This window comes from Streptomyces nanhaiensis, assembly GCF_046614825.1.
Lineage (GTDB): Bacteria > Actinomycetota > Actinomycetes > Streptomycetales > Streptomycetaceae > Streptomyces > Streptomyces radiopugnans.
In genome coordinates this window covers 1-10,768 of the sequence record NZ_JBKJFM010000184.1, presented here as the reverse complement: position 1 = coordinate 10,768, position 10,768 = coordinate 1, and the positions used below count along the sequence as shown (strand labels likewise).

8 protein-coding genes are annotated in these 10,768 nt (G+C 74.0%); 1 reads left to right on the top strand and 7 read right to left on the bottom strand.

Going from position 1 to position 10,768, the window contains the following annotated elements; genetic code table 11:
* The 4 genes from ACLIYP_RS26885 to nsdA form a co-directional block, all read right to left on the bottom strand.
* A partial coding sequence (locus tag ACLIYP_RS26885) for a [protein-PII] uridylyltransferase family protein (RefSeq protein ID WP_412715693.1) occupies positions 1-1,016 on the bottom strand: 1,016 nt, incomplete at its 3' end.
* A gap of 31 nt (positions 1,017-1,047) precedes the next feature.
* Positions 1,048-1,386, bottom strand: coding sequence for a P-II family nitrogen regulator (locus tag ACLIYP_RS26880; RefSeq protein WP_412715692.1), 339 nt, complete (start codon positions 1,384-1,386; stop codon positions 1,048-1,050).
* Positions 1,383-2,678 carry an ammonium transporter gene (locus tag ACLIYP_RS26875; protein ID WP_412715691.1) on the bottom strand — a complete coding sequence of 432 codons (1,296 nt, stop codon included), beginning with the start codon at positions 2,676-2,678 and terminating at the stop codon, positions 1,383-1,385. The genes ACLIYP_RS26880 and ACLIYP_RS26875 overlap by 4 nt, the downstream gene beginning before the upstream one ends.
* A gap of 381 nt (positions 2,679-3,059) precedes the next feature.
* A complete protein-coding gene (nsdA, locus tag ACLIYP_RS26870) occupies positions 3,060-4,583 on the bottom strand; it encodes a transcriptional repressor NsdA (RefSeq protein ID WP_412715690.1) in 1,524 nt (507 codons plus the stop codon).
* 381 nt (positions 4,584-4,964) lie between these two features.
* Here nsdA and ACLIYP_RS26865 point away from each other — a divergent pair, with 381 nt between their 5' ends.
* Positions 4,965-5,654, top strand: a complete 690-nt coding sequence (locus ACLIYP_RS26865; protein WP_412715689.1) for a bifunctional DNA primase/polymerase — start codon at positions 4,965-4,967, stop codon at positions 5,652-5,654.
* A 106-nt stretch (positions 5,655-5,760) separates the two neighbouring features.
* On the opposite strand, the gene ftsY is transcribed toward ACLIYP_RS26865, so the two are convergent.
* The 3 genes from ftsY to ACLIYP_RS26850 form a co-directional block, all read right to left on the bottom strand.
* Positions 5,761-7,002, bottom strand: coding sequence for a signal recognition particle-docking protein FtsY (gene ftsY, locus ACLIYP_RS26860; protein ID WP_412715688.1), 1,242 nt, complete (start codon positions 7,000-7,002; stop codon positions 5,761-5,763).
* Positions 7,003-7,191: 189 nt separating this feature from the next.
* Complete coding sequence (locus tag ACLIYP_RS26855) at positions 7,192-8,625, bottom strand: sugar porter family MFS transporter (RefSeq protein ID WP_412715687.1); 1,434 nt, start codon at positions 8,623-8,625, stop codon at positions 7,192-7,194.
* A gap of 238 nt (positions 8,626-8,863) precedes the next feature.
* The coding region (locus tag ACLIYP_RS26850) for an AAA family ATPase (protein ID WP_412715686.1) at positions 8,864-10,768 on the bottom strand (1,905 nt) is incomplete at its 5' end.

The following is a 10,768-nucleotide window of genomic DNA, read 5'->3' as shown; positions in this document are numbered from 1 at the left end:
GCCGCCGCGGCGCGCAGCGGCAGTACGGGGTCTCGCTCGGGGCGCGCGGTCCGGGCGAGCACCACCTCGCCGTCCTGCACGACGACGCCCTCGGCCAGCGGGGTGCGCGCCCGCCGCCCGCGCCCCGGGCGGAACCGGCGGGCGCTCAGCACCCGGTCGACCTCGCGCCAGGTGACGTCGCAGGCGTAGGAGACCACCCGGGCCGCCTCGTAGACGCGGCGCAGCAGCGCGTCCGCGTCCGGCAGGGCGAGCGCGGCGGCGATCTGGTCCTGGTCCTGGAGGGCGAGCCGGTCGGTGGCGCGGCCGGTGCCCAGGTGGAGGGCGTCGCGTACGTCCAGGAGGGTGCGGTGGGCCTCGTCCAGCCCTTCGCGGGGCGCGTCGGCCAGCCAGGAGGCGGCCACCGCGCGCAGGGCGGTGGCGTCGCGCAGGCCGCCGCGGGCCTCCTTCAGATCGGGTTCGAGGAGGAAGCGCAGCTCGCCGTGGCGGCGGGCGCGCTCCCGGACCGCCTCGCGCAGTTCGGGCAGCAGCCGGTGGGCGCCGGTGCGCCAGCGGGCGAGCATCCGGGTGCGCAGGGCGGCGGTGAGCTCCGGGTCTCCGGCGACGTGCCGGGCGTCGAGCAGCCCGAGCTGCACCCTCAGGTCGCCGGCCGCGGCCCGTTCGGCCTCGCCCGGGGTGCGCACCGAGTGGTCCAGGGCGATCCCCAGGTCCCACACGGGGTACCAGATGCGGTCGGCGAGGGCGGCGACCTCGCGCGTGTCGCGGCCGGTGTGCAGCAGCAGCAGGTCCAGATCGCTGCGCGGGGAGAGCTCCCCGCGGCCGTAGCCGCCTACGGCCACGAGCGCGACCCCCTCGCCCGCGTCGCCCAGGAGTGAGGCGAGCCAGGCGTCGGTGAGGTCGGACAGGGCCCGGCGGCGCGGCGGCCCGGGCCGCGCCTCCCGGTCAAGGAGGCGCAGCCGGGCCGCCGCGTAGTTGCCGGGGCCGCCGGGGTCGCCGGGACGGCCGGATTCCGGGGTCACGCGGTCTCCCGCTCCGGTCGGCTCACAGCGCTCACAGCGCGTCCGGGCCGCGCTCGCCGGTGCGGACGCGCACCGCCGTCTCGACGGGGACGCTCCAGACCTTGCCGTCGCCGATCTTGCCGGTCCGGGCGGCCTTGACGACCACCTCGAGGAGCTGCTCGGCGTCCTCGTCCTCGACCAGGACCTCGACGCGGACCTTGGGGACCAGGTCGACGGTGTACTCGGCACCGCGGTACACCTCGGTGTGGCCGCGCTGCCGGCCGTATCCGCTGGCCTCGGTGACGGTCAGTCCCTGGACGCCGAACGCCTGCAGGGCGTCCTTGACCTCGTCGAGCCGGTGCGGCTTGATGACTGCGGTGATGAGCTTCACGCGTCCACCTTCTTGTCGGTCTCCTTCGCGGACGGCGAGGCCGTCGCGCTGTCGTTGTGGCCGCCCGCGGTGCCGCGGGAAGCGGGCGAGCCGCCCACCGCGCTGAAGTCGTAGGCGGTCTCGGCGTGGTACGCCTGGTCCAGTCCGGCGGTCTCGTCGTCCTCGCTCGCCCGGAAGCCGACGACGGCGTCGACCAGCTTGGCGAGGATCCAGGAGACCACGAAGGAGAAGGCCATCACCGAGAAGGCCCCGGCGGCCTGCTTGCCGAGCTGGGTGAGGCCGCCCACGCCGTCCGTGGCCAGGACGCCGACCAGCAGGGTGCCGATGACGCCGCCGACGAGGTGGACTCCGACGACGTCCAGGGAGTCGTCGTAGCCGAGCCGGTACTTCAGGCTGACGGCCCAGGAGCAGACCAGGCCGGCCACCAGGCCGATGACGATCGCGCCGACGGCGTTCACGTGCGCGCCGGCGGGGGTGATGGCGACCAGGCCCGCGACGGCTCCGGATGCGGCGCCCAGGGTGGTGAAGGCGCCGTGCCGGATCCGCTCGTACAGCAGCCAGCCCAGGATGGCGGCGGCGGTGGCGACCTGCGTGTTCAGGGCCATGGTGGCCGCGGTGCCGTTCGCGCCCAGCGCGGAGCCGGCGTTGAAGCCGAACCAGCCGAACCACAGCAGGGCGGCGCCCAGGACCACCAGCGGGAGGCTGTGGGGCCGCATGGGCTCCCTCTTGAAGCCGATGCGCCTGCCGACCACCAGGACAGCGGCCAGGGCGCCGACCCCGGCGTTGATGTGGACGGCGGTGCCGCCCGCGAAGTCGATGACCTCCAGCTCGAACAGCCAGCCGCCCTCGGCCCACACCCAGTGCGCGACGGGGAAGTAGACGACCGTGGCCCACAGGGTGATGAACAGCGCCCAGGCGCTGAACTTCACGCGGTCGGCCAGGGCGCCGCTCATCAGGGCGGGCGTCAGGACGGCGAACATGAGCTGGAAGAGGACGAAGGCGAGGACCGGGATGCCCTCGTCACCGCCGGTCAGCGTCTCGACGTCGATGCCGCCGAGGCCGATGTGCTCGAAACCGCCGATCAGGCCGCCGGTGTCGGTGCCGAAGGCGAGCGAGTAGCCGTAGAGGACCCAGAGGACGCTCACGATGCCCAGGGAGATGAAGGACATCATGAGCATGTTCAGTGCGCTCTTGACCCGGACCATGCCGCCGTAGAAGAGGGCCAGGCCGGGTGTCATCAACATGACCAGCGCCGCGCTGATCAGTACGAAAGCGGTATCCGCGCCGTTCAATGTGGGCGTCTCCTCGCGTGCGCGACCCGTGGGGGCGGATCTGGGGGTCAGGATGAGCCACAGATTTCCGGAGCCCCGTTTCCGCCGATGCGGCGCGGCGTTTCACGGCCGTGACGAAGGCGCGCCCTCTGTTACGCCCGGGTGAACACGCCCGCGGGCCGGAACCGCGCCGGCGCCGGCCCGGCCCCCCGGCCCGGTTCTCCGCCGCCCGTGCGGCACACCGCCCTGGCCGGGCACGACGGGCGCGCCGGGCGGGCGCGTGGCGGCCCGGGCGGCGCGGTCGTATGACAACCCGGGGGCGTGCGGCGGGCGGCCGGGAAGGGCCGGTGGGGGTGGAGCGCCGGAGAGGAGGGGCAGCGGGCCGGCGGGCGGGGTGCCGGTTCAGCTCGCGAGGGCGGTCCCGCCCTCGGGCAGCTCGTCCGCGAGCCGCTCGGTGAGCTCGGCGACCTCCGCGACGTCCCCGAACTCGCGGGCGGCCGTGGCCACGGTCTTGCGGATGCGGTTGTCGACCCGTTCCGAACGGAGACGTTTCGCCACCCTCAGCGCCCGGCCGGTCATCTCGGCGCACTGCTCGGGTTCGCGCTGCAGCAGGTGGACCGTGGCCATGCCGACGAGGTTGAGCGCGTAGGAGCGCTGGTGGCCCCTGCCGCCGCCGCACTCGCGGCCGAACAGCTCCACGGCCCGCCGCATCGCCGGCTGCGCGAGCGAGAGGTAGGCGGGGCTGCGGCCCGCCACATGGGCGAGGTCGCGGTAGGAGTGGGCGTTCTCGGCGTGCAGCTCGGCCTCGGAGAAGAAGCCGATCCAGTCCGGGTCGGCGTCCCCCTCGGTGGCCTCGGCGAAGGTCTCCTCGGCCATCCGCACCGCCCGGTGGCACTTGTCGGGCCGTCCCATGTTGGCGTACGCGCGCGCCTCCACCGCGTGGAGCATGGCCTGGGTGCGGGGGGTGGCGTCCTCCCGGCCGCCGTACTGCGCGAGGTGGACCAGTTCCAGCGCGTCCTCGGGCCGGCCCAGGTGGATCATCTGGCGGCCCATGTCGGACAGCACGTACGCGCCCAGCGGCCGGTCTCCGGCCTCCTTGGCCGCGTGCAGGGCGAGGACGAAGTACTTCTGCGCGGTCGGCTGGAGCCCGACGTCGTAGCTCATCCAGCCGGCCAGCTCCGCCAGCTCGGCGGTGACGCGGAACAGCCGCCGCCGCACCGGCTCGGCGTGGTGCTCCTGGAGCAGGTCGGTGACCTCGTGGAGCTGGCCGACGACGGCCTTGCGCCGCAGCCCGCCGCCGCACTGGGCGTCCCACTGGCGGAACATCACGATCGTCTGCTCCAGCAGTTCCAGCTCCGGGTCCGACAGCCGGTGGTCGCCCCGTGGTCCGGGATCGCCGGCGGGGGCCGGCGACGCGCCGGGGAAGCGCTCGCCGGGGGCCGGTGCGACGGGGGCGGGCACCAGCCAGCGCTGCATCGGCTCGATCAGCGCCGGGCCGGCGGCCATGCCCAGGGAGGTGCCGAGGAAGCCGCGCCGGGCCAGCATCAGGTCGCTGCGCGAGAACTCGCTGATCATCGCCACGGTCTCCGGCCCCGTCCAGGGCAGGTCCACACCTCCGTCGGAGGCCGTCTGGCGGGCGGCGCGCAGCCCCAGGTCCTCGACGGCGACCACGCAGCCGAAGCGCTCGGAGAACAGCTCGGAGAGGATGCGCGGAATCGGCTCGCGGGGCTGCTCGCCGTCGAGCCAGCGGCGCACCCGGGAGGTGTCGGTGCTGATGTGGTGCGCGCCCGTCCGGCGTGCGCGGCGGTTCACCTGCCGGGCCAGCTCGCCCTTGGACCAGCCGCTGCGCGCGAACCACGAGGCGAGCTGTCCGTTCGGGCGCTTCCCGGCGGTGCCGACCCCGCCGCTGCTGCCGTTGCCGCCCACTGGAACGCCCCCATCCCGGCCCGCACGCGTCCTGTCCCCGGATGCCGTCTCGGCATGCCTCTGGCATAGGCGCACGTCGGACGTCTTCCGTGTATCTGTGTCGCCGTGTGAACCGAAAGTAATCCTACGATCACTGATGTGGCGAGTGAAATTGCAAAACCGCCACCATTCGCCACCCCTTCGGATGAACCCAGGCGGCGCTCCGCGCGGTTCACTTGACCCAGGGCGGCCACAACCGGTTGAAGCGATGCACACCGGGGCGCGCGAAGACCGGCGCGCCCCTCACACAGATCCCGTCGCCCCGCTTCGACCCGGACCGCCCGGCGTCGCTCTGTGCGACGGTTTCGTAACCGAATGCACGCGGGACCCGTTGGAGGGGGCATGGGCTTCACAATCGGCAGCATCCGCGAGATCCGGGAGCTCCGGGAGTTGCGGTCCGGCACCCGGCGCCACCGCCGCGCCCCGGCGTGCACGGCGGTGGCCGAGTACACCGGCCTGTGGGGCTGGGACGTGGTCCCGGGTGCGCGCGCCACGCGCGTCGGCGGCCGGACCGAGTGCTCCTGCGGCGCCCCGCAGTGCCCCTCCCCCGGCGCCCATCCCCTGGACGAGTCGCTCCTGGTCCCGGCCGGCGCGACGCTGGACGAGGCCACCGCGGCCTGGGAGCGGGTCCCCGGCGCGGCCCTGCTGCTGCCGGTGGGCCGCGCCTTCGACGTCATCGAGGTCTCCGAGTCCGCCGGGCGCCGCGCGCTGGCCCGGCTGGAGCGGATGGGGCTGCCGCTGGGGCCGGTCGCCGTCACCCCGCACGGCCGCGCCTGGTTCTTCGTGGCCACCGGCGCCGCGGCCGGCCTGCCCCGCCTGCTGTACCGGACGGGCTGGGACGACGCCGTACTGGACCTGCGCGGCCTCGGTCCGGGCGAGCACGTCACCGCTCCCCCCTCCGACCTCGGCGGGCTCGGCCCGGTCCGGTGGCTGCGTCCGCCCACCCTGGAGGGGGCGGGCCGCCCCCCGCAGGCCAGGCTGCTGCTGGGCACCCTGGCGTACGTCTGCCACCGCGAACTGCCCGGCTCCTGACCCCTTCGGGCCCTCCGGCGCCCTCCGGCGCATGGGCCCGGGACCGGACCCCGCCGCGGCCTCGGCCGTACGCGGCGGGGCGTCCCCGGCGTCCTTCCCCGGTCCGTCAGTCGCCGATCAGGGCGTCGACGAACGCCTCCGGCTCGAACGGCGCGAGGTCGTCCGCCCCCTCGCCCAGGCCGACGAGCTTGACCGGTACGTTCAGCTCGCGCTGGACGGCGATGACGATGCCGCCCTTGGCCGTGCCGTCGAGCTTGGTGAGCACGATGCCGGTGATGTCCACGACCTCGGCGAAGACCCGGGCCTGGATCAGCCCGTTCTGGCCGGTGGTGGCGTCCAGGACGAGCAGGACCTCGTCGACCGGGCCGTGCTTCTCCACCACGCGCTTGACCTTGCCCAGCTCGTCCATCAGACCGGTCTTGGTGTGCAGCCGTCCCGCGGTGTCGATGAGCACCACGTCCGCGCTCTCGCCGATGCCCTCCTTGACCGCGTCGAAGGCGACCGACGCCGGGTCGCCGCCCTCGGGGCCGCGTACGGTGCGGGCGCCGACGCGCTCGCCCCAGGTCTGGAGCTGGTCGGCGGCGGCGGCACGGAAGGTGTCGGCGGCGCCGAGCACGACCGACCTGCCGTCGGCGACCAGGACACGGGCGAGCTTGCCGGTGGTGGTGGTCTTGCCGGTGCCGTTGACGCCGACGACCAGCACCACGCCCGGCCGCACCACGCCCTCGGAGGACACGCCGCCCTCGGTGTGGACGGTACGGTCCAGGTCGGTGCCGATCAGGGCCAGCAGCTCCTCGCGCAGCAGCGCGCGCAGCTCGGCGGGGCTGCGGGTGCCCAGCACCCTCACCCGCTCGCGCAACCGCTCCACCAGCTCCTGGGTGGGGGCGACGCCGACGTCGGCGGTGAGCAGGGTGTCCTCGATCTCCTCCCAGGTGTCCTCGTCGAGGTGGTCGCGGGAGAGCAGGGTGAGCAGGCCGCGGCCCAGGGTGTTCTGGGACCGCGACAGGCGCTCGCGCAGCCGCACCAGGCGTCCGGCGGTGGGCGCGGGCACCTCGATCCCGGGTGCCTCGGGCTGCGGGGGCGCGGGGGGCGCGGCCGCCTCCGCGTCCGTCGCCCCGACCGGGGGCTGCGGCAGCTCGACCTCTTCGATGGTGCGGCGTTCCTCCGCGCGGGGAGGCCCGGCCTCCTCGCCGACCTGCGGTTCGGTCGGGGGCGGGGTGATGGTCGGAGGTGGGGCGGAGCGGTCCAGCCGCGGCGTCTTCTTCTTGCGGACGCCGGTGACCACCAGTCCGCCGATCGCCACGACGGCGACCACGGCGATGACGACAGCGAGAATGAGGATGTCCATGGTTCCCTAGAGAGTTACCTGCGTCACGGGCAGGGCCTGCCCGTGACGCAGAGCCGTTCGGGCCGAGCGAGAAGCTCCTTCGGAGCCGGAGTCACAACGCGTCCCAGTATCGGCCAAGAACGCGGACGAGCGCCGTTGCGGCCCGTGGGGCGGGCCGCAACGGCGCTCGTCTCGGCGGGCGCGGACGGGTCAGCCCATCTCCTCCAGCGCCCTGCCCCTGGTCTCCGGCACGAACTTGAGGACGAACGGAATCGAGAGGGCCGCGAAGACGGTGTAGATGACGTACGCGCCCGACAGGTTCCAGTCCGACAGGCTCGGGAAGGTGACGGTGATCAGCCAGTTGGCCACCCACTGGGCCCCGGCGGCGATGCCGAGGGCGGCGGCGCGGATGCGGTTGGGGAACATCTCGCCGAGCATGACCCAGACCACCACGCCCCAGGAGAGGGCGAAGAAGAGCACGAAGGAGTGCGCGGCGACGAGCGCGACCGTGCCCTGGAGGTCGGGCAGGGTGATGTCGTCGCCGGTGCCGCTCTTGTAGGAGAAGGCCCAGGCCGCGGCGCCGAGGGAGAGTGCCATGCCCGCGGAGCCGGTCAGGGCCAGCGGCCTGCGGCCGATCCGGTCCACCAGGAGCATCGCGATCACCGTGCCGACGATGTTGATGATCGAGGTGGTGAAGGAGTAGAGGAACGAGCTGCCGGGGTCGATGCCGACCGACTGCCACAGCGAGGCGCTGTAGTAGAAGATCACGTTGATGCCGACCAGCTGCTGGAACAGCGACAGGCCGATGCCGACCCAGACGACGGGCAGCAGGCCGAAGCGCCCTCCCAGCAGGTCGCGCAGGCTCGGCCTGCGCTCGCCGCGCATGCGCTCGCGGATCTCGGCGATCCGGGCGTCCAGGTCGCTCCCCCGCGCCTCGACGTCCGCGAGGACGGCCCTGGCCTCGTCCGTGCGCCCCTGGGCGACGAGGTGGCGCGGGGACTCGGGTATGCGCAGGGTCAGCAGTCCGTACAGCAGGGCGGGGACGACCTCGATGCCGAGCATGAGCTGCCATGCCTCGACGCCCAGCAGGCTGCCGCGCTGCTCGCCGTCGGCGAGGTTGAGCACGCCCCAGTTGACCAGTTGGGACACGGCGATGCCCAGCACGATCGCGGCCTGCTGGAAGGAGGCGAGCCGGCCGCGGTACTCCGCCGGGGCGACCTCCGCGATGTAGGCGGGCGCGATCACCGAGGCCATGCCGATGGCGACGCCGCCCAGGGTCCGCCAGAAGGCCAGGTCCCACATGGTGAAGGGGAGCATGGAGCCGACGGCGCTGAGGGCGAAGAGCACCGCGGCGATCTGCATCACCCGGATGCGGCCGATCCGGTCGGCGAGCCGGCCCGCGGTGGCGGCGCCGATCGCGGCGCCGATCAGGGCGGCGGCGATGATCTGCGCGAGCACGCCGGAGGCGATGTCGAATCTGCCCCGGATGCCCTCGACCGCTCCGTTGATGACGGAGCTGTCGTAGCCGAAGAGGAAGCCTCCCATCGCCGCCGCGGTGGCGATGAAGACGACGTGTCTGAGGTGCTGGGGCCGTCCGGCCGGGGCGTCCGGTCCGTCCGGCCTCACCTGCGCGGTGCTGGTCACGGTGTGTACTCCTGCGGTCCCCGGCGGCGGTGCCGGGTGGGGTGCAAAGTGGTTGCCGCCTTTTACCCGGCACGCACAAGTGCATGCCGCCGTTTGAAGGCATGGCCGACCTTGCAGAGACTATTCGTTCAAAGGTTGAAGTCAATAGATGGAAGGGATCCGCGACAACCCCAGGGTGTAACGTTTTTTGTTCGGGAAGTGAAGCAGGGGTGAAGGCCCGGGCCGCCCATGGGGAGGCTCAGCGGAGCCGCTGGCTGATGACCTTCGAGACCCCGTCGCCCTGCATCGAGACGCCGTAGAGGGCGTCGGCGACCTCCATGGTCCGCTTCTGATGGGTGATCACGATGAGCTGGGAACTCTCCTGGAGTTCCTTCATGATCCCGATCAGCCGCTGGAGGTTGGTGTCGTCCAGCGCCGCCTCGACCTCGTCCATGACGTAGAACGGGCTGGGCCTCGCCTTGAAGATCGACACCAGCAGCGCCACGGCCGTCAGCGAGCGTTCGCCTCCCGACAGCAGCGACAGCCGCTTGACCTTCTTCCCCGGCGGCCGGGCCTCGACGTCCACACCCGTGGTGAGCATGTTCTCCGGGTCGGTGAGGACCAGCCGCCCCTCGCCGCCGGGGAACAGCCGCGAGAAGACGCCCTCGAACTCGCGGGCCGTGTCGCGGTACGCCTCGGTGAAGACCTGCTCGACCCGCTCGTCCACCTCCCTGACCACCTGCAGCAGGTCCGCGCGGGTCTTCTTCAGGTCCTCCAGCTGCTCGCTGAGGAAGCGGTGCCGCTCCTCCAGGGCCGCGAACTCCTCCAGCGCCAGCGGGTTCACCCTGCCCAGCTGCCGGTACGCCCGCTCGGCCGCCTGCAGCCGCTTCTCCTGCTCGGCGCGGACGAAGGGGACCGGCCGGTTGCGCGGGTGACCGGGGTCCTCGGGCAGTTCCTCCCCCTCGGCAGGCGGCGACGGCGGCACCGGCTGGTCGGGGCCGTACTCGCGGACCAGCACGGCCGGCTCCACGCCCAGCTCCTCCAGGGATCTGGTCTCCAGCTGCTCGATCCGCAGCCGCTTCTCGGCGCCCAGCACCTCGCCGCGGTGCACGGAGTCGGTGAGCTTGTCCAGCTCCTCCTTGAGCTGCCGGCCCCGGTCGCGCTCGGCGGCCAGCTCGCGTTCCCGCCCGGCCTTGGCGCTCCGGGCGGCCTCCCGCTCCTCCTCGGCCCGCGCCAGCGACACCTCCACGTGCGCCAGCAGCTGCCGGGCGCCGGAGGCGACGGCCGAGGCCACCTCCCGCTCGTGCCGCAGCCTGGCACGGCGGCGCTCCGCGCGCGCCCGCGCCTCCCGTTCGGCGCGCGCCGCCCGGTCCAGGGAGTCCGCCCGCCCGGCGAGCCCCTTGACCCTCTCCTCGTGGGTGCGCACCTGGAGGCGGGCCTCCATCTCCGTCTGCCGGGCGTTGGCGCCGTCGGCGGCCAGCCGGTCGCGCACCGAGGTGTCCGGCTCCTCCTCGCCCGGCTGCTCCTCGGCCACCGCCAGCCGCTCGGCCAGCACCTCGGCCTCCTCGCGGGCCCGCGCCAGCGCCCCCTCGGCCTTCGCCACGGCCGCCGCCGCGCGCTCGGCCTCCCCCTCCGCGGCCCGGGCCTGTCCGCCCAGCCTCCCGAGCCGGCCGGCGACCTGCGACCTCTCCCTGTCGGCCGCGCTGCGCCGCGCTCCCAGTTCCTCGACCCGGGCGGCGCACGCGCGCCGCCGCTCCCGGGCCCTCTCCCGCTCCTCGGCCAGCGCCTCGCAGCGGCCGTCCAGCTCGGCCAGCTCGGCGGCGGCCTCGTCCACCGACGCCCGCACCTCCAGCAGCGACGGGGCCCCGGCGGAACCGCCCTGCGCGAAGTGGGCGCCGAGCAGATCGCCCTCGGCGGTGACGGCGGTCAGCTCCGGGCGCCCGGTCACCAGCTCCACCGCGTCCCGCAGGGCATCGACCACCACCACTGCACGCAGCAGCCGCCGCAGGGCGGGCAGCAGTACCTCCGGGCCCGACACCAGTTCCGCGGCCCACCGCGCACCGGGTACGTCCAGGGCTCCGGGAGGCTCCTCCGGCGGCGCGCCGCCGAGCACCAGCGCCGCGCGGCCGGCGTCCTGCCCGCGCAGCAGGCGCAGGGCGTCGGC